Raw genomic sequence first — 18,915 nt, forward strand, 5'->3', positions numbered from 1 at the left:
AGCAGCCAAGATCTGGGAGCCATCATGGAATCGTCTGCTGATGGCATATTCATTACAGATAGAACTGGCCACGTCCTTTCCCTCAATTCAGCAGCACGGGACCTCCTCGGAGTTCGGGACGGTCCTATTGGAGAGACGATTCATCATCTACTGTCTTGTGCTACCAGCGATACGGATCCCTCCTGTCCGCTACTCCATGTGGTCCGGAGCGGCGAAGTATTTAACCAACTTCGTCATCCATGGACCCGTGCTGATGGAACAGTAGTGAACCTCGCCGCAAGCTTTTGGCCCAGATGGAACGGGAAGGAATGCGTCGGCGCATTGGTGACTTGCCGAGATCTGACCGTAGAATGCGAGATGGAGCGGGACATTCGTCGTGTGGCTCGGTTGGCAGAAGATGCTCCCAATCCCATCGTTGAATTCGATGAATACGGACTTATGCTTTTTGCCAATAAAGCGATGGTCGAACTCATGAGCGCATGCAGCGGATCGATCGAGGACGCCCTACCTACCAACATCTCATCGATCATTCAACAATGTATCGATACCAAGGAACCCAGTAGACCATATGAGCAGGCGGCGGCTGATCGAGTCTTCTCTTGGCTCTTTTTTCCAATGGGAACCCTGCAGCAAGTCAGAGCCTATGGGACGGACATTACAGCCGACATCGTCCTTCGCCGTGCCAAAGAAAACGCCGAGGAGGCGGCTCGAGCCAAGAGCATTTTTTTAGCCACCATGAGCCATGAACTGAGAACTCCGATGAACGGCGTCTTGGGTTGCACCAGACTGTTGCAGGACACCGTCCTCGACCAGGAGCAGCAAGAATTGATCGGGACGATGCATCGGTCCGCCGAATCGTTGCTGGCGCTGGTCAATGACATTCTTGATTTTTCGAAGATCGAAGCCGAACGGATGACCCTGGAAGTCGTGGATGTCGATATCAGAGCGCTGATCAAGGATGTTGTCACTCTCGTCAGTGAAATAGCCCGAGGGAAACACCTCGCCATATCTGTCGTGGTTGCCGAGGATTTGCCCCCAGTGTTCAGGGGAGATCCTGTCAGACTCAAGCAGATTTTGTATAACCTTGTCGGCAATGCACTAAAGTTCACCGAACGGGGAGGCATAGAGATTAGAGTCGTGCCAGCGCAGTCTGAGGAAGACACCGTCGACGCTCATACGGTTTGCTGGCAGGTGAAAGACACTGGAATCGGCATGAGCACTCTGGAGCAGGGCCAGCTGTTTCAAGCTTATTCTCAGGCTGACGCCTCAACGACCCGGCGGTATGGAGGGACCGGACTTGGCTTGATGATCTGCCGAAGATTGGTTGAACTGATGCGAGGCACCATGAGCGTCGACAGCGCTCCAGGGCATGGCAGCACTTTTTCCTATACCACAGTCCTCCTTCCAGCCATTTCGAGAGCTGCGCCGGAATCAATTGACACCTTGCCGATCACGACACTGTCTGACAGGAGAAACGCTCTCCGAATACTCGTGGCCGATGACAATGAAATCAATCAGCTCGTCGCATGCAAATTTCTTCAGAAACTCGGATATCAGGTGGACGTTGTCGGGAACGGTGAAGAGGCCGTCGAGTCGGTAACTCGCTCGCATTATGACGCGGTCCTGATGGATGCGGAGATGCCTCGTCTGAATGGCTATGAAGCTGCCACGGCCATCCGGCTCAAGGAAAACGGGATTTCTCGGCTTCCCATTGTCGCGATGACAGGCCACGCATCTCAGGAAGATGCCTTGAAATGCCGTCAATCAGGCATGGACGACGTCTTGATCAAGCCTGTGACCCTCCCAGCCTTGCGCGTGATGCTGGATCGGTGGCTGACCTCCCCACGGTAGCCTGTTATCTTTTCAAGCAGGCTGTTGACAAAGCCCGCCAGCGGCGTTTTCGCATCGCTCAGAGGCTCAACGTACGGGACAGAGTACGCTTCGCCTCTTCACTCGCTACGGCCTTGCTGGACGGCCTTTCTGAACAGCCTGCAGGGCAGGCTAATGACGCCCGTGACCTCAGACACGACTCCATTTCCGAGGTCATCGCGTAGTTTGTCAACACACTGCTAGTTCCGCTTTGTATCAAGATACAGCGTCACACGATCCAAAATGATCGCGTAAACAGGAGCCGGGGTCGCTGATGATTGATACGACGCGTGGCCGGCAACGGGTCAGTCAGCATACCGCTTATCGTCGCTTCGTATGGACGCCAACTTATGGGGAGCGCTCCAACAACAACCCTCGAACGGTTCCTTGATACACCAGACGCCGTTTCGCCGGCATGCTCATGACCGTCTGGCACCTCGATCCTTGAACGTCAATTCCGCTATACCTGACTTGTCGAGCTCTCCTTTTCCACTTGCAACAAGTAACCGGTATTGTTCGAGCGTGGCACGGGCCACGGGGAGATTCAGGCCGGCCGACTGGGCCAATTGCATCGCAATACCAGAATCCTTGGCCGCATGCGCCGCGGAAAAAAAGCAATCGTGCGAACGTAGCTCCATGTCCTCACCATCGGTCTCCAGCACTCGTGATGCCGCCCCTGTTTGTTGGAACACTTCCCGAAGCACGGGAAGATCGAGTCCGAGTGCGTCGCCTAACGCCAGCCCCTCCGCGAGCGCCGCAGTATTGCAATTCATCACCATATTGACCAATGCCTTGACCTTCGCCCCTTCTCCAGACCTGCCCACATAACGAAGACGAGAGCCCATCGCCTCAAGGAACGGGGTGGCTTTTTCGAACGCAGATCGCTTTCCACCACATATGAAGTACAAGGTTCCCTGCCGCGCTTGCGTTATGCTGCTCGCCATGCAGGCTTCAAGCGTACTACCTCCGCGTGCTTCCACAGATCGTTCAATCCGAACATGTAGATCTGGGGTGACGGTGGCACAATTGATGAAGAGCCGGCCGGCCGCATAACAGAGCAGGGCACAGTCATTGGCTTCCGAGTACAGTTCTTCCATAGCACCATCGTCTGAGACAACAGTAACAATGACCTCTGCCAGCTCTGCGACGCGGGCCGGGTTTGGAGAAGCTTCGCAATTCAATTCCCGTGAAATCTCGATCATATTTGCGGGAATTCGATCGTTTACCGCTGCTATGGTGAAGCCCTTTTCATGGAGGCATCTCGCCATGTTGGATCCCATACGCCCGATGCCGACGAATCCGATGCGAACGGAGGTCTTCATGTCCATATTTCCTTCCTTGAGAGATACATCGTGGTTTGTTCTGAACACTGCTCTCTAGCGGTTGAGGAAGCCCTGGAGACGTGATACGGTCCCTCAGAGTTTCCCCATGGCATACGACGATCCCAACGTCATCGAATCGATTCTCCGAACCTGCAGCACAATTGCGGTCGTCGGCGCGTCCTCAAAACCGTCGCGCCCATCCTATCATGTCTTCGAGTACATGAAGTCTCATGGCTATTCCGTCATACCGATCAATCCACATGAAACAATGATCTTGGGTGAAGAGGTCTTTCCTAGTATGGAAGCGGTCGGCACTCCCATTGACCTCGTCGATATTTTTAGAAGGCCTGAAGAAGTGCTTTCTGTCGTGCGCATGGCCATTACCAGAAAGGCAAAGGCTGTCTGGATGCAGGAGGGAGTGATCAATCAGGCAGCGGCCTCACTCGCCGTGTCGGCCGGCCTGATGGTCGTCATGAATCGTTGTTGGATGAAAGAACACTTCGCTCGATCTGTGCGTGGATAACCGCTCTTCAGAGTCCGACCCGAAGCATTCTGGTGCTCAGCGCCAGACAATCGCCGCCACAGTTGAATTGTTGGTGAGAATGCTGGATACGACAGTCAAAATTCCAGGAACAAATCTCTATCTTGGGCTTGATCCTCTCATAGGGTTGATCCCGGGTATTGGAGATTTATTGGCCAATTTACTTGGAACCGTGATTTTGGGACTGGCAGCCAAGCTGCAGGTTCCACGAATCGTATTATTCCGAATGAGTCTGAACTTGCTGATCAATGGGGTGCTTGGAGCGGTCCCTTTTATCGGAGATCTCTTCTCCGTCTGGTTCCGAAGCCATTCGAGAAATGCCGAGCTGCTGCGACAAGCGCTGGCAACGCCTGCGCGCAGCACAGGCTACGACTGGCTCTTTGTCATTGGCGTGATCGGCGGTACGATTTTCCTTATGGCATGTCTGATCACCGGCATCCTTTGGATCGCGGTGAAGATATGGTCGTCAATCGTCCAATGATGCGATGGCTCGTGTCTATCAGACCGGCACAAACTTAAGCGCGGCTCCATTGATACAATACCGCAGCCCCGTCGGTTTTGGACCATCTTTGAAAATGTGGCCTTGATGCCCCTCACATCGCGCGCAATGCACTTCGGTTCTGGGAAAAATGAGTTTGAAATCCGTGGTTGTATCGACCACCTCGGGCGCCAGAGGTTGCCAAAAGCTTGGCCATCCTGTACCGCTATCAAACTTGTGCTCGGAGGAAAAGAGCGGCAAATCGCATCCTGCACAACGATAGACACCGGCTAGCTTATTGTCATGAAAGTTATTGGTGAACGGCCTCTCGGTGTCTTCGTGCCGCAACACGCGATAGGCCTGGGGAGCAAGCACACGCTTCCATTCCTCGTCGGTCTTGACCACCTTCACAATCGGACCGATTTCCACCTTTGGGGGCATGATCGGACTCCTTTCGCAATGGATCGTCATTTCCACCTACGGCCGCAGGATTTCAACCTTACACGGTCCTCATTCATGCGGCAAGACGCCGTCTGCCCAAGGACCGGCATGGTTTACTCGTGTCATTAGTTCGACGCTTGAACGGGGTGTTCCGCCGTGATTTTGTGCGACCCGGCTTCATGATTGAATGCCGCCGGCAAGACCTGCTCAATGCGTTCGACCAGTATGAACGTCAAGTCCGAGCGTACTTCTTCCGGCACCTCCCTGAGGTCCTTCTCGTTGGCCTTCGGCAGAATGATTCGCTTGCTTCCAGCCCTGTGCGCGGCCAAGACTTTTTCCTTGATACCGCCCACCGGTAGAACTAATCCACTCAGACTGATCTCTCCAGTCATCGCGGTATCACTTCGAACCGGCCTTCCGACATACGCGGAGGCCAAGGCCGTGGCCATGGTAATCCCCGCCGAAGGTCCATCCTTCGGGATGGCGCCGGACGGAACGTGGATATGCACGCCATTTCGCTTGAAGCGCGAAATGTCCAGACCCATTTCTTCGGCGTGAGACCATAGATAGCTTCGCGCAGCTCTCGCGGATTCCTGCATGACATCCCCGAGCTGCCCTGTCAGTGTCAGATCATGACTTCCTGGGAGAAGCGTCGTTTCGATGTACAGTACGTCGCCTCCCGTAGGTGTCCATGCCAACCCGGTGGCTACGCCGACCGGGATATTTTTTCTTGCCTCCTCCGGCATGAACCGTTCCGGACCGAGCCATTCGGAAAGCATAGCCGGCTCGAGTGTGACTGGCACTCTGTCCTGACCCTCGGGAAGCTCGGCAAAGGTCAGCGCCACTTTACGGGTCAACCGTCCAAGCATTTGTTCCAGCTGGCGAACGCCGGCTTCTCTAGTGTATCGCGTGACCACTTGGTCCAAGACATTGTCAGGGAACACAACATGGAAAGAATCCAGCCCGGCCTCTCGCAAGCGTCGCGGCCAGAGATAGCGGCGGGCGATTTCCGACTTCTCCCGCTCGCTGTATCCGTGAATACGAATGATCTCCATTCGATCGAGCAGAGGCTGGCTGATCGTATCGAGCGTGTTCGCCGTCGTGATGAAAAAGACCTTTGAAAGGTCGAACGGCAGATCCAGATAGTGATCGCGAAACGTGTGATTTTGCGCCGGGTCGAGAACCTCCAGCAATGCTGCAGCAGGATCTCCGCGAAAATCTCGACCCATCTTATCCACTTCGTCGAGCATCAGAACCGGATTGTTGACGCCGGCACGGCGCATAGCCTGGATAATCCGGCCGGGCAGGGCCCCGACGTAGGTGCGCCGATGTCCGCGCAACTCCGCCTCATCATGGACGCCACCCAGACTGAATCGCTCGAACGTTCTTCCCATCGCTCGCGCAATCGATTGACCGAGGCTCGTCTTTCCGACGCCAGGCGGTCCGACGAGGCAGAGTATGGGAGCTTTTGCGGATGGATTCAGCTTGAGCACTGCCAGATGTTCGACAATCCTCTCTTTCACCTCTTTAATGCCATAATGATCATCTTCCAGCACCTGCCGGACTCTGGCCAGATCCAGATGTTCCTCTGACGTTTTTTTCCACGGCAATTCCAGCACCAGCTCCAGATACGTTCGAAGCACTTGATGATCCGGAGACGAAGGCGGAACCTTACCCAGCCGATTGATCTCCCGTTCGACCTCCTTACGAACGTGATCGGGAAGATCGGCCTCTTCAATCTGCCTCTTGAGGTTGGCAAGACCGCTTTCGTCGCTCTCATCTTCGCCAAGCTCTTGCTGAATAGCTTTTAGTTGCTCTCGGAGAATGTATTCCCGCTGGTTCTTGCCGATTTTCGCCTGCGCGTCACTCGTGATCTTCTCACGCAACTGCATGATCTGAATTTCTTTTGAGAGCGAGCCGTACAAGGATCGCAAAAGTTCTACGAGAGAAGAACTCTCCAGGAGTTTTTGTTCCTCTTTTACGGTCAGATTCAGCAGGGAGGCCACTCGATAGGCCAAGGACGACGGATTTTCTTCGTTGCGGAACGAGGCGGTAGCCTCTTCAATGCCCGGGCTCTGCACTAATCGGGGAAGATCGGTGACAAGCTCCTGTATGGCACGGTGCAGTGCCTGAACCTCACGGTCCTGGTCCATCGGTAATTCGAGCCTCCGGGCCTGTGCGAGCATGTAGGGAGCGGTCTGCTCGGCCTTTACCAAGGCCACGCGTTCAAGACCCTGGACAAACGCGTGGATCGTGCCGTCCTCCGAGCGCGCAATCTGTTTCACAACGGCTTTCGTACCGATCGTGTACAGATCTTCCAAGCGCGGATCCTCGGTTCCGGGATCGCGTTGGGCGACCACTAAAATGGTCTTGTCTTCTGTCTTGAGAGCAGCGTTGACGGCGGCAACCGATCGCTCCCGGCCAACGGTGACGGGCATTAATATTCCTGGAAACAACACCGTGCGTTTGATCGGCAATACAGGTAGAGTCACAGTGAGATGATGATTGCTCATGGGAATCCTCCCTTCCAGATCATACCAGCCTAAATCACTTTTAGTCGTTACGCCGAGATAGGCCTGGTTAGAACGAAGTCAAGGCGAGCTTCGATTTGGTGGGGCCGAGACGCTTCGCATGCAGATTAAAAACTCATTAGCGATCTATGAATATTCCTCCCTCCGGATAGCGGAACATCTTTCCGTCAGAAGGCTGAGTATCGGATGGCGGTCCCGCCCCAATCCCGATGGTATAGGTGTCAACGCCGTGAAGATCCACAAAAGCTGCAATTCCTTGTTCCGATGATACACCAAAACCGGACTTGACCCGATATTGGTCATTCCCGGCTTCATCGATGAACAACCCCCACCCTGAATAATCGGCGACACCCAGTCCGCTTGTCCGACTGAATTCGTAGCGATCCTTTCCATTCCCGCTATCGACCATCATGCTGACTCCATGGTCCCATGCCACTCCGCCGTTGTAGAATGGGCCGCCTGAATCATATTGATCATCTCCTTCACGATCGTTGAACAGTCCGACACCGTAATGAGCCGAAGATCCATGTCCATAGCGGGCCGCGCGATAGCTGTCGTTCCCGGCTAAATCAAGCAAAACCCCTGCGCCGAAGAAATATCCGTGCCCTTGTGAAAAATTCGCGCTGTGGTACATGTCGTCGCCTTCAATATCCAGTAGGAGGCCCCAACCGCCGGCCATGCTGAGGCCCTTCCAATCTGTGCGATTGGTCAAGATGCGCTTACCGGCACCACTGCCCAAACCAAAACAATCGTACTGAAACATGGGATCTCCGGGCTTTCCTTTCGGGGCATCCTCTGCATTGTATGCACTCGGGTATTTGTCACCGCATTGGTATTGGTCGTTTCCGCGCACATCGACAAGTGCGCCAAGGCCGGAAGGCCCTCCGAAGCCGATTGCAAAACCATGACTGGTATATCGGTCATTACCTTCAAGGTCGTATAACAACCCCAGACCATGACTCGCCGCTCCCTGTGTGAATCGTCCTCCCATATAGGCGTCGTTTCCTCCGGCATCAAACAGGATTCCAATACCGCCAAATCCCGTTCCGCCGGATCCCAGGTCGAGCTGGTACACGTCGTCCCCGGCAAGATCCGCGAGTAGTCCGACGCCCAGCCGCCCTGTCGCCAACCCCAGCGCATCTCCGTTATAGGTGTCATTGCCAATCATATCTATCACCACGGCATTGCCATGGTCGGCATCGGTCGATGCCGCGATCATTCCGCGGTACAGATCGTCTCCTCCCACGTCTATGACGAGAGCAAATCTCTTATCCAATTCGTACGTATTCGATCCCTGACCTCCGATCACGACCAAACCGTAGGAAGTCTCTTCGACGTACAGCACATCCCCTGTGATTCCAGAAGGAATATGCGGTTGCGGAAGGGGAGTCGGAAAGGCCTGCGGCAGATAGGGGAGCCAGCGACTGTTGCTCAAACGGGCCAGTATCTGAGCGGCGGCGATGAGGTTCGAATAATCGACTTGCTCTTCCATGACATCCGCAAAGTGCAGTTCCGGCTTCATGCCTTCGACGAGTTTCGACGACGGGGATGATATTTGAGGCACAAATGACTGCACAAAGCTCTTGGCTTGCCGAAATAGAAACTGCCGATCATCTTCACTCAGTTGCCCCAGGGCCTTGGCCCGATGTTGCTCCGCCTGCTCAAGCGTTTCCAGCATAAACCTGGACAGGCTCTCCGGAGACGGTCCAAGTGGAAGAGGAACCGGCCTTTGGAAGGTCGAGGTGCGATCCATACCAGCTTCAAGCACATCGAGCAGGCCAGGAAGCGCAAGGCTTCCTCCTTCAGCCAGTTCGGCAATCAGCAATGCCTGCTCTTCGAGATTCATCAAGCCGCTCCAAGGGTGCTGCAGCGCATCAGACACAAGTCGGCGCTTGAACCGGCCAGGAACGTTACGGATGGAATCATGACTCTTCGCCAGATCAAGCTGGGCTATCCCGGCCATTCGTTCCACGTCCGGACGAATAGCCGGCATCAGGCGTTCAATGACGGAATCTCTGAGAGCACTTTTTGATTTCTCAGATGGCGGCGGCCCCAGTAACGCAAACATCTTCTGAACCTGGGTGCAACCAGCCAAGGTAAACAGCAGCAGGATGATTACCAACGTGCGGGAAGCGGTACCCATGAGTATATCTATTTCACGAACACTACATCGTCTTCGCGGTAGCACGTGCCAATCGAGCCTGCTTTCGCATAGGCCCTTCCACAATCTTGAATTCGTAGAAGCGACACTCCAGCGACCCGTTGAACAGCGGGGTCCTCTTGGACGGAGCCAGGCCAATCAATTTGGGCAGGCGAAGATCAGCGGTCAGAATATAGGCGCGCCATCCCATAAAGCGTTGTTTGAGCCAGTCTCCCATCTTTGGGTAGAAATCTTCGAGTTGATCACGGCTTCGCAAACGAACACCATATGGGGGGTTAATTACCAAGATTCCCTGCTTGTCAGGAGCATCGAGGTCGAGCAGTTCGCTCTGTCGGAGTCTGATATCAGTTTCCACTCCCGCATTACGAAACGTACGCTGTGCGACGCTGATCGCGGCCCCATCATGATCCGAGGCATAGACGACCGAAGGTATCCTCGAGTGTTGAGCAGCACGCGCAGCATACCGCACCTGGTTCCACTGCGCGTGGTCGTGCACAATCAACCGCTCGAAGGCAAACCGCCGCGAAAGCCCCGGAGCAATGTGTCGCGCGAACAATGCCGCTTCGAGTGGAATGGTACCGCTGCCACACATGGGATCGAGCAAGGTGTCCTGCGGCGTCCAGCCTGCTAATTGTAGAAGCCCTGCCGCCAGATTTTCACGAATTGGCGCGTCCACCGACATGGCGCGATGGCCGCGCTTAAACAGTCCCTCACCTGATGTGTCCAGGTACAAGGTAATCGATTCCTCGTCGAGAAATGCATCGAGCCGAATGTCCGGCATGTGAGTATTCACGGTGGGGCGCCTACCACGGACCGCGACGAACTTGTCACACACGGCGTCCTTGATCCGAAGGGTGACAAAATCAAGGCTCGAAAGGGGGCAACGGTGCGCACTGACCTTTACCTTTATAGTTTGTGCGGGTGTGAACCAGTCAGGCCAAGACAGCCCGTATGCCGCGCGGTAGATGTCGTGCTCCGTGCGGTAGGACGCATAACCCACCTTCCAGAGAATCCGACTGGCAAGGCGGCTATGCAGATTGATTCGATACATGATCGTCCACGGCGCGTGGAAACCGACTCCACCCTCGACCCTGTTGGTCTCGGATACACCCAATGATCCAAGCTCCTGTTCCAGGAGTGATTCCAACCCTCGCGGGCAAGGTGCAAAGAACTGATGATTTATGCTATCCATTTTGGGGTGAGGGCGGCAATGCTTCGATGGCATCGATTCTGAGGACGGATGCAACATGAATTTCTGCAGCGCCTGCGGCAAACCCGTGTCGCAGAAGATCCCGCCGGGCGACAATCGATTGAGATTTGTCTGCGGTTCATGTCAAGTCATTCATTACCACAACCCTAAGATCGTCGCCGGCTGCATTCCCCAGTGGGAAGACCAGATCCTCCTCTGCCGCCGCGCAATCGAGCCGAAATCCGGCCTGTGGACGTTTCCTGCCGGCTTCATGGAAATCGGCGAAAGCGCCGAACAGGCTGCGTTGCGAGAAACGGTCGAGGAAGCCAGGGCCGATGTCGTGCTGACCACTCTACACTCGGTGCTGAGTTTGCCGCGAATCGGCCAAGTCTATATCGTATTCGCGGGCAAGATGCTGTCAAAACGATTCGAAGCGGGCATCGAAAGTCTTGAGGTGCAGCTGTTTCGTCTTTCCGACATTCCCTGGGATCAGATCGCGTTTACCGTCGTCAGCGAAGCCTTGCAGCATTACGTTGAAGATGTTGCCCGGGGGTCGTTCACGCTTCACGTCGCAAGCGTGCCTGATCAGATTGTCTCATGACGGAGAGGAGCCCCCGCACCGTGGACGACATTGCTCGCTCGGAACTATTGCCTCAATGAGTACGAGTTCATCGGTCTCGTCGATCCGATAAAATATCCGCCAATCGTTGACCGCATATTTGAAGACGCCTGCCAAACCCGGTTCAGCATTTTCGTGACGTAAATTGGCAATGTTTGAGGCGATCCACTTCGTTTTGTCGAACAAACGCTGCGCCATGGCAGAGTCCAGTCCGCGTAGATCTTGGACAATTAAGGGATGGAACGCCATTCTATACCAGGCCATAGACTACCAGCGAAGTCCGAGCCTATCCGCGACCTCTTCACCCGAAAGCCGTTCTGCCTCCGTCAGCGCAACTTTGAGACGAGCGCGCAACGTCTCGCCGAGCGAGAGGCCTAGATCGGGATCGCCGATCAATTCCCGCAAGCGATCATCAACAAGACCGCGTACCAGTTCCTTCAGTTGAGCAGGCGTTAATGCGGACAGATCCATCTGTGGGCAAGAATACGGGGCGAATGCACCAAATGCAATACGAGAGGACGTGCTTTACGTGGGAATGGGACGGGCTTCCAGTTCCTTCAGCAGTAATCCTAGACGAGCCGAGTCGGCGGGCGCAATCGACAAAAACTCCATTCCCATCCCGTGAGCACCGCACCACCGTATGGCAGCATTGTCAATTCTAATCGGCTGAGAGGCTCCGCTGACGTGAAGCAGCAGGCTCATTTGCATACCGGTGAAAGGTTTAATCAAGCTTTCGATCCGACAGCCTTTTGCCGACAGGTCTCGCACCGACCCTTGATGTTTGAACTGGTCCTTGTGAATCACCGTACTGCTCATGGCGACGGCAAATCGCTTGAACTTCCTTGTGACCATACTCGGTTTGGGCGGCTTCCGTTGATCGAAAGGTGAAAAGCGCGGAGGGTGACTTGATGAGAGGCTAGTATTCACCGGTTGTATTGTCAAGAATTCTCAGTCAAACCGGGGGCGAACCCCACCCACTGTGTCTGGAAGACTGTCATTGACGTACGTGTCTCGATCCCAGCCGGTCACCAACCACGCCCCCAATGTCCATAGAACCTGGGACCCCAATACGGATGGTAATAATAGGGAGGCCCATAAATTCTCGGCCGGCCCAAATAGAGCCCAAAGCCTATGGTCGGGGGGTACACATAGCTGTACGCGTAGGGGGGAGGAACAACTGCAGGAGCTAAAGAATAGGGTGGGGAGACAGATTGTTTTTGCATAGTTGCTGCAGTCGCAGCCTGTCGATCCATTTGGCTCTTTAGTTGATTCATGGCCTCCTGCTGTGCCTGCACCTGTCCTTCTAACTTCCCAATCCGCTCACGTTGATGTTCGATGAATGCGTTCAAACAACGTGTTTGGGCTTCCTCGCTATAATTCGAGCATTCCCACGGAACTGGCGAGGCGGCGTGAGCCAAGAGAGGAGTCGAGAGAATTGCCGCGATCCCGATGAAGAGGGATATGACGAAAAGGTACGAAACTTTTCGGACAACCACTGTTGTGAAGCTTTGACCGTTCATGAGGTCATCTTCCTCGTACGCAATTTATGCTTTCAGCATACCATCTGGGCGTGTCCTGTTACAGATGCCTTCCCGCACACCATCTCGACGCCTGCCGCCAATTCCTCTCGTTGATTTTGTGAGGGGAGCCTCATAGAATGCGGCCCCGAGAGATATGCAATGAAACCCGAAAAAACGTCATCCATTCCAGAATCCCGTGCGCCTGTCAGGGCTTCCAAGCCCTCCACGGTTCCCCGTCGATTGAAACATCGATTTCAGCGGCGGCTGCTCTCCTGGTATGCAAAGCATGGAAGAGACCTGCCTTGGCGACGGACGACCAATCCTTACCACATCCTCATTTCAGAAGTGATGCTACAGCAAACTCAAGTCGATCGCGTCGTCCCCAAATATCACGAATTTGTTACTCGCTACCCATCGTTGAAGGATCTGGCAAAGGCGGCTGTACAGGACGTCAAAAAAACTTGGTATCCGCTTGGCTATAACATCAGGCCGGTGCGGTTACACAGCATTGCCTGCGAAACGGTTGAACGGTACGGAGGACAGCTTCCTAAGGAAGCGGATGAACTCCTTTCATTTAAGGGAATCGGGCGGTATACCGCGGGTGCCATTCGGTCGTTCGCCTTCAACGAAGACGCACCGATACTGGATACCAATGTGATTCGTGTTCTTCATCGGGTGTTCATCGCCAAAGGCGAACCGAAGAACTCGAAGGCCGCACTGTGGGCTTTGTCCGAATCCTTGATTCCGAAAGGAAAAGGCTACGATTTTAACCAAGCACTCATGGATTTTGGCGCCACCTGTTGTACGGCAAGAAATCCTTCCTGTCGACGCTGTCCCATGAGACCAATATGCAGGACGTATCCATTCGGATCCGGCAAAACAGATTAGCATGAACGTGATAGAAGTGGCTGCCGGTCTGATCGAAGATCATGGGCGATATCTGGTGGCGAAGCGAGCGCCAGGCGTCCATCTCGCAGGATTCTGGGAATTCCCTGGTGGGAAACGAGAAGCAGGGGAAAGTTTCGAAGAATGTCTGAGGCGGGAATTGCATGAAGAGCTGAACGTGCGAATTGATCTTCCTGTTTCGTTCCGGATCGTTCGGCATGCGTATCCGGACAAGACGGTGGAACTGCATTTTTTTCGCTGCACAATACAAGAGGGAACAGCTGTCGCCCTCGGTAGTTCAGAAATTCGTTGGGTCTATCCCCATGAGATGAAACACCTGTCATTTCCTCCAGCAGACCAAACCATCGTGGACGCGCTGCTACAGAACGATCCGGGAATACGAATATGAAAGTCGTCCTGGACATTGAAACCGTTCAGATTCCGAGGAATGAATGGGAGAGATTGCTCGGGAAACCGGGTTGCGAACCTACTGAATCGGCAGAAGAGCGATTCGATCTTTTCTCTGCCGGCGCCGCAGAAGAGAAACGCCGTGCCGAAGATGAACAGTATGCCAAATCCGCATTCGATGGAACGTTCAGCACCATCGTGTGTATCGGAATGCTGGAGTTTTCAGATCAGCTTGAACCGCGCGGAGCGGCCGCGTGGGTGGGGAATGACGAACGAGAGCTCCTGCGCCAATTTTGGGCTAGACTGGCGCAGAGTCGGCCTTCACTATTCATCACGCACAATGGTCTCGGATTCGACCTGCCATTCATTCGAAAGCGTTCAATCATCAACCAGGTGAAACCGAGCATGGATATCAATTTGGCAAAATTCCGGACCGATCCGGTCTACGACACCATGGCTGTCTGGAGTAATTGGGATATAAGAGGATGGGTTAAACTTGATGTCTTGGCCCGCGCGCTGAATGTGGAGACCAAATCTGGTAGTGGCGATCAGGTTGCAGGAATGTGGGAAGGTGGACGGGGAGAAGAACTGGCGCTCTATTGCCTTCAGGATACCTATGTCACGTATGCGTGCTATTGTCGCATGAATTTTCGGCAGCCTCTCTCACGCGAGATCATCCTTCTCCAACCGGAGATCGTCCAGGTCAATGGAACTTGTTAACGGGATGGATAGACTTCTGCTTGTTTTTTCTTTGGGGCGGGCTTTCCCGACACTTTCGTCGCTTTCAGTGCTTTGAGTTCCTCATCGCGGTCACGTAACTCCCGCTTCATCCAATCGGCCTCTTTCCGAAGCATGTTGATTTCTAGATCTTTTTTTGCAATGAGCTCTTTGACCTTGTCATTCTGACTGGTCTCGGGCAAATCCTCGATCGCCTTAAACCCGGACATGCCGCGAGCCGGGGAACCCGACTGACTCTTTCCTTGACCAGGAGAGGATGCGACTGACATGTGAGACTGGGATTTTCCTTCCGCTTGCGAAAAAACCATGAAGGCACTCGGTGCCTTGGCCAGTGCGTGGTAGTCGACGACCACCATCGTCGAACCAACGGATCCAGCCGCGGCGTAGGATGGCGCCTGTTCGGTGTGAGCAACGGATTCAGGCATGAATCCTTTGATCAATGCGCCTCTTGATATGGTGATGTAGAGCAGACCTTTTTGCACATAGAGGCTGCCCGCGGCGGGTTCATAGCCTGACCCTGCCGATGAGGAGAGCCGAAACCCAACAATCTGCTCGGGCTTCGCTTTCGCTAAACTTTGTGTGAGCAGGGGAACAATAGATTCTGCATCCTCATCGCTGAAAATTCTCATTGGCTTGCTGCCACCAGCGGACATTCTGGATGCCTCCATTTGACTCTCTTCGCTGTACAGCCCTTTCACGACCTTCATCATGGTGGCTTGATCGATCACAGAGGGATGGCTCGCCTCGAACGACCAGTCTGTCACCTCTTCCAAGTAAGCCTGTCCCTTGGCATTTTGAGCTACCTTGGCAGTAGTCGAACATCCTCCGGTAACGACCAGTCCCATAGCCGCCCATCCAATCAAAAGCGTGGTGGTTTTCAATTGATAGGTGAAGAGTGACATCATGACCGTTCTCCTTTAGGTCTCAGGCGTGAGCGTCGAAGGGCGGTTCGCCGAAAGAGCGAAGCAATCACCAAATACCCAAACCCATAAGGGTCATGCTTAGGGCCAGCCAACCTACCAGGCCAATCGCTATACCGGTTTCTAGCGTAAAGGTTGATTCGGCTTTAGCGGTATGGGTTGAGTCCGCTTCGAGACGCATGTCAGCTCTCCATAGTTCTTGTGTATAAGAAATTGAATTCGCTCGCTGAATTAGCAAAGACTGTGCCCCCCATTTGATGAGGGCCACTCTGAAGGACTTCGCAGAATCCAACAGAGCAATTCCGAGTTCTCGAGATGTCACAGGTATCCCACGTCCAAGACGCTGATGTCGAAAAATGCCTTACAACTACCTGATTAATCGCGTTCCCTGAGGAAACAGTCAGCAGGGTTGGCGATAGTCAAACCTCTGGATACAGCCAATCAAAGATCTCTAAGGATCGGTCTTATCAGACCAGAGTTACTGGAGGAAATTGCCGCTCGATCGAAAAAGAATGACCATCTGATGGTCGTTTCTGGTGCAGTTTCGTTCGATTTGGACCAGGGCCTGGCTTATGGAGAGCTTGGTTGAGGTTGAGCAATGCCATAGAGCGTTGAGGCGGATGAATCGTATATCGAGAGTGGGACCATGTCTCCCGGTCGAACACTGGTCCCGTTCTTTTCCCACACCGCAGTGATATTGCCGTCCGTTTTCCCCATCCCCTGATCAGAGGAGCGCTTTGAGTTTCCTTCGACCAATACATTCACGACCGAGCCAACATATTCACGATTTCGGTCAAAAGAAATCTTACGCTGCAGATCAACCAATGCCGTAACCCGTTCAGACTTTACAGCTTCCGGCACGTCGTCTCTGTACTTCCTGGCCGCAATCGTATTTTTCCGTTCCGAGTATTTAAAGATAAAGGCGGAGTGGAATCTTACAGTTTCGACGAGACGGATTGTGTCCGAAAACTCTTCATCGGTTTCCGAACAGAAGCCTGCGATAATGTCGGTTGTCAGTGCAATCTGTGTATTCATCGTCCTGATGCGATCGACCAGACTTAAATATTCCGAGCAGGTGTACGTACGATTCATCATTTCCAAAACTCGATCGTTTCCGGACTGCACTGGCAGATGAATGTGCTTGCAGATATTTGGATGAGATGAGACGGCCTTCAATAGGTCGACAGGAAAGTCCTTTGGATGCGGAGAGGTAAACCGCACGCGTTCGAGTCCCGGCACATCGGCCACCTCCAATAAGAGACGTGCAAAATCCCACGTGTCATAACTGTAGGAATTCACATTTTGCCCAAGGAGCGTCACCTGCTTGAATCCTTGTTCGGCACACAAGCGCGCTTCTTCAAGAATCCCTTTCGGGTTACGTGACCGCTCACGACCTCTCGTGTAGGGCACAACGCAAAAACTACAAAAATTGTCACACCCGCGCATAATGGCGATCCAGGCGTTGACACCGTCGTTCCTCTCCGGAACGATATCATCGTAGGTCTCATACTCCGACAATTCGACAGCCAATCGTTTCTGATCAACCCCTTGTTCCTGCAATGTCATTGCGTTCGTAATCAATTGTGGCAACTGCCTGTAGGAATCTGGACCTGCAAGCACGTCGACAATCGGTTCCTTCTCCGGCAATTCCGCCTTGAGATTCTGGGCCATACATCCCAATACTCCAACGACGAGCGGACGGTGCTTCTTGACGGATCTCAGATCCGATAGATGGGTAAACACCTTGTTGTGGGCATTTTCGCGAATCGCGCAGGTATTCATGAGGATGACATCGGCACACTCGCGATCTTCGGTGAACTGAAACCCTTCGCGCTTCAGAAGCGAACGAACCAGTTCTGAATCATATTCATTCATCTGACATCCGAAGGTTTCTATATGCACCAAAGGAACGGCTGGCTTCTGACTCATAACGTGGATTCTCCGGAAAGAATCATTTCAGATTCGGGGTTGGTCTGTCCAACTGCCCATCTGTCGGACGTGCCGGAGACCAGAACGGGTCTCACCTCACCCTCCGGCGCTTGGACCGAGGGGACAGCCACATGAAGAAAATTAGGCGCGGTTCCCACTCTGAACCCATCCCGCTCACCGGACTCAAAGAGAACCGAGACGGTCCTGCCGATATGGTGTTGAACAAACTGTGCTCGCTTGCGATTGGATAGAGCAGTCAGAGCCCTGACGCGCTCACTCGATACAACCGGGCTGACCTGGCCGGGCAATTTCACCGCAGCCGTACCGGGGCGCGAGGAATACGGAAAGACATGAAAGTAAGAGAAGGGCAGGGTCTCGGCAACATGATACGTGTTAAGAAATGCCGCCTCGCTCTCTCCAGGAAATCCGACCATTAAATCCGTTCCGAGTCCCAATCCGGGGATGGTTGAACATGCGTACTCGACAAGTGCAGTGAATTCTTTGAGCCGGTACGGCCGATTCATGGCGGACAATATGCTGTCGTCGCCGCTTTGCAAAGGAACGTGCAGGTACGGACACACCTTGGTTGAGGCGGCGATCCGATCTATCAGAGCTTTCGTGATCGTCGCCGGCTCGATGGACGAGATTCTAATCCGTTCCAATTGCGGGATCGACTCGAGTCGATCAATGAGCTGAAGAAAATCGCGACCGTCATGACTATACTGTCCAAGATTCACACCGGTCAAAACGATTTCCCGGAAGCCCCCTTTCGCCAGAATTTCAGCCTCCTGATACACGTCTTCTAACACCCGGCTGCGCTCATGCCCTCTGGCAAACGGAATGATGCAAAAACTGCACATGACGTTACAGCCATCCTGAATTTTGACCAATGCTCTGGTCGTCGACGGCTCTCCATAGAACGGCATGATGAAATCTTCACGACCGAGTGTCTTGGTATGCAAGACGCGGGCTTTCGGCAATTTTTTTAACGTGTCCGGGGGTGGAAGCAGATTCGGTACATCCCATTTGTATTGATTTCCGATGACGAGATCTATGCCCGGAATGGCAGCCAGTTCACGAACGCCGGTTTGTGCATAACAGCCGGTGACTGCCACAAAGGCATGCGGGGAATGTCGTAACGTCTTGCGAATTGCATAACGACACGTCCGCTCTGCATCCTCCGTTACTGAGCATGTATTGATAATGAGAAGATCCACCGGATGTCCGAAGTCCACAACCTCGTACCCGTCTCGGCGGAGACGGGAAGTCAGGACCATCGATTCAGCCTGGTTAAGGCGACATCCTAATGTGTGAAGAGAGGCGCGTTTCATCACTCAGCGGTATTATAAAGATGTATTCCAAAG

At 53.7% G+C, this 18,915-nt stretch carries 18 protein-coding genes; 7 read left to right on the forward strand and 11 right to left on the reverse strand.

Going from position 1 to position 18,915, the window contains the following annotated elements; genetic code table 11:
- The first annotated feature begins 24 nt into the window (after positions 1-24).
- On the forward strand, positions 25-1,851 hold the full coding sequence (locus tag W02_RS02510; RefSeq protein WP_173044487.1) for a PAS domain-containing hybrid sensor histidine kinase/response regulator: 1,827 nt from the start codon (positions 25-27) through the stop codon (positions 1,849-1,851).
- A 437-nt stretch (positions 1,852-2,288) separates the two neighbouring features.
- Here the strand turns inward: W02_RS02510 and W02_RS02515 are convergent, their stop codons facing one another.
- Positions 2,289-3,191: an NAD(P)-dependent oxidoreductase gene (locus tag W02_RS02515; RefSeq protein WP_173044489.1), complete on the reverse strand. Its 903-nt coding sequence runs from the start codon at positions 3,189-3,191 to the stop codon at positions 2,289-2,291.
- 106 nt (positions 3,192-3,297) lie between these two features.
- Here W02_RS02515 and W02_RS02520 point away from each other — a divergent pair, with 106 nt between their 5' ends.
- Both W02_RS02520 and W02_RS02525 read left to right on the forward strand, forming a co-directional pair.
- Positions 3,298-3,714 carry a CoA-binding protein gene (locus tag W02_RS02520; RefSeq protein ID WP_173044491.1) on the forward strand — a complete coding sequence of 139 codons (417 nt, stop codon included), beginning with the start codon at positions 3,298-3,300 and terminating at the stop codon, positions 3,712-3,714.
- Entirely contained in the window at positions 3,707-4,213 is a 507-nt protein-coding gene (locus W02_RS02525; RefSeq protein ID WP_370467955.1) for a DUF4112 domain-containing protein, read from the forward strand. The genes W02_RS02520 and W02_RS02525 overlap by 8 nt, the downstream gene beginning before the upstream one ends.
- Positions 4,214-4,231: 18 nt before the next feature.
- Here the strand turns inward: W02_RS02525 and msrB are convergent, their stop codons facing one another.
- From msrB to W02_RS02545, 4 genes are all read right to left on the reverse strand, one after another.
- Complete coding sequence (msrB, locus tag W02_RS02530) at positions 4,232-4,651, reverse strand: peptide-methionine (R)-S-oxide reductase MsrB (protein ID WP_173044495.1); 420 nt, start codon at positions 4,649-4,651, stop codon at positions 4,232-4,234.
- 125 nt (positions 4,652-4,776) lie between these two features.
- A complete protein-coding gene (gene lon / locus W02_RS02535) occupies positions 4,777-7,164 on the reverse strand; it encodes an endopeptidase La (protein WP_173044497.1) in 2,388 nt (795 codons plus the stop codon).
- A gap of 136 nt (positions 7,165-7,300) precedes the next feature.
- Positions 7,301-9,325 carry a hypothetical protein gene (locus W02_RS02540; protein ID WP_173044499.1) on the reverse strand — a complete coding sequence of 675 codons (2,025 nt, stop codon included), beginning with the start codon at positions 9,323-9,325 and terminating at the stop codon, positions 7,301-7,303.
- A gap of 22 nt (positions 9,326-9,347) precedes the next feature.
- Positions 9,348-10,457 carry a class I SAM-dependent RNA methyltransferase gene (locus W02_RS02545; RefSeq protein WP_232068625.1) on the reverse strand — a complete coding sequence of 370 codons (1,110 nt, stop codon included), beginning with the start codon at positions 10,455-10,457 and terminating at the stop codon, positions 9,348-9,350.
- A gap of 133 nt (positions 10,458-10,590) precedes the next feature.
- On the opposite strand from W02_RS02545, the gene W02_RS02550 reads away from it, so the two are divergent.
- Positions 10,591-11,133, forward strand: coding sequence for an NUDIX hydrolase (locus W02_RS02550; protein WP_173044501.1), 543 nt, complete (start codon positions 10,591-10,593; stop codon positions 11,131-11,133).
- Here W02_RS02550 and W02_RS21955 read toward each other — a convergent pair.
- From W02_RS21955 to W02_RS02565, 3 genes are read right to left on the reverse strand one after another with little or no spacing between them, the layout of a single operon-like run.
- A complete protein-coding gene (locus W02_RS21955; RefSeq protein WP_370467956.1) occupies positions 11,128-11,415 on the reverse strand; it encodes a type II toxin-antitoxin system RelE/ParE family toxin in 288 nt (95 codons plus the stop codon). The two genes, W02_RS02550 and W02_RS21955, sit on opposite strands and share 6 nt — an antisense overlap.
- Before the next feature lie 3 nt (positions 11,416-11,418).
- A complete protein-coding gene (locus tag W02_RS02560; protein ID WP_173044505.1) occupies positions 11,419-11,622 on the reverse strand; it encodes a hypothetical protein in 204 nt (67 codons plus the stop codon).
- A 54-nt stretch (positions 11,623-11,676) separates the two neighbouring features.
- A complete protein-coding gene (locus W02_RS02565) occupies positions 11,677-12,003 on the reverse strand; it encodes a PilZ domain-containing protein (protein ID WP_173044507.1) in 327 nt (108 codons plus the stop codon).
- Between the two features lie 827 nt (positions 12,004-12,830).
- Here W02_RS02565 and W02_RS02570 point away from each other — a divergent pair.
- Genes W02_RS02570 through W02_RS02580 form a run of 3 tightly spaced genes read left to right on the forward strand, consistent with a single transcriptional unit; the run spans position 12,831 to position 14,684 of the window.
- A complete protein-coding gene (locus W02_RS02570; RefSeq protein ID WP_173044509.1) occupies positions 12,831-13,559 on the forward strand; it encodes an A/G-specific adenine glycosylase in 729 nt (242 codons plus the stop codon).
- Between the two features lies 1 nt (position 13,560).
- On the forward strand, positions 13,561-13,965 hold the full coding sequence (locus W02_RS02575; protein WP_173044511.1) for a (deoxy)nucleoside triphosphate pyrophosphohydrolase: 405 nt from the start codon (positions 13,561-13,563) through the stop codon (positions 13,963-13,965).
- The gene (locus W02_RS02580) at positions 13,962-14,684 is read left to right on the forward strand and encodes a 3'-5' exonuclease (RefSeq protein WP_173044513.1); all 723 of its coding nucleotides are present in this window, start codon (positions 13,962-13,964) and stop codon (positions 14,682-14,684) included. The genes W02_RS02575 and W02_RS02580 overlap by 4 nt, the downstream gene beginning before the upstream one ends.
- Here W02_RS02580 and W02_RS02585 read toward each other — a convergent pair.
- The 3 genes from W02_RS02585 to mtaB form a co-directional block, all read right to left on the reverse strand.
- On the reverse strand, positions 14,681-15,607 hold the full coding sequence (locus W02_RS02585) for a hypothetical protein (RefSeq protein ID WP_173044515.1): 927 nt from the start codon (positions 15,605-15,607) through the stop codon (positions 14,681-14,683). The two genes, W02_RS02580 and W02_RS02585, sit on opposite strands and share 4 nt — an antisense overlap.
- A gap of 585 nt (positions 15,608-16,192) precedes the next feature.
- The gene (miaB, locus tag W02_RS02590) at positions 16,193-17,560 is read right to left on the reverse strand and encodes a tRNA (N6-isopentenyl adenosine(37)-C2)-methylthiotransferase MiaB (RefSeq protein WP_370467971.1); all 1,368 of its coding nucleotides are present in this window, start codon (positions 17,558-17,560) and stop codon (positions 16,193-16,195) included.
- On the reverse strand, positions 17,548-18,882 hold the full coding sequence (gene mtaB / locus W02_RS02595) for a tRNA (N(6)-L-threonylcarbamoyladenosine(37)-C(2))-methylthiotransferase MtaB (protein WP_173044519.1): 1,335 nt from the start codon (positions 18,880-18,882) through the stop codon (positions 17,548-17,550). The genes miaB and mtaB overlap by 13 nt, the downstream gene beginning before the upstream one ends.
- Between the last annotated feature and the right edge of the window lie 33 nt (positions 18,883-18,915).

Origin of the sequence: Nitrospira sp. KM1 (assembly GCF_011405515.1) — a bacterium.
Classification (GTDB): domain Bacteria; phylum Nitrospirota; class Nitrospiria; order Nitrospirales; family Nitrospiraceae; genus Nitrospira_C.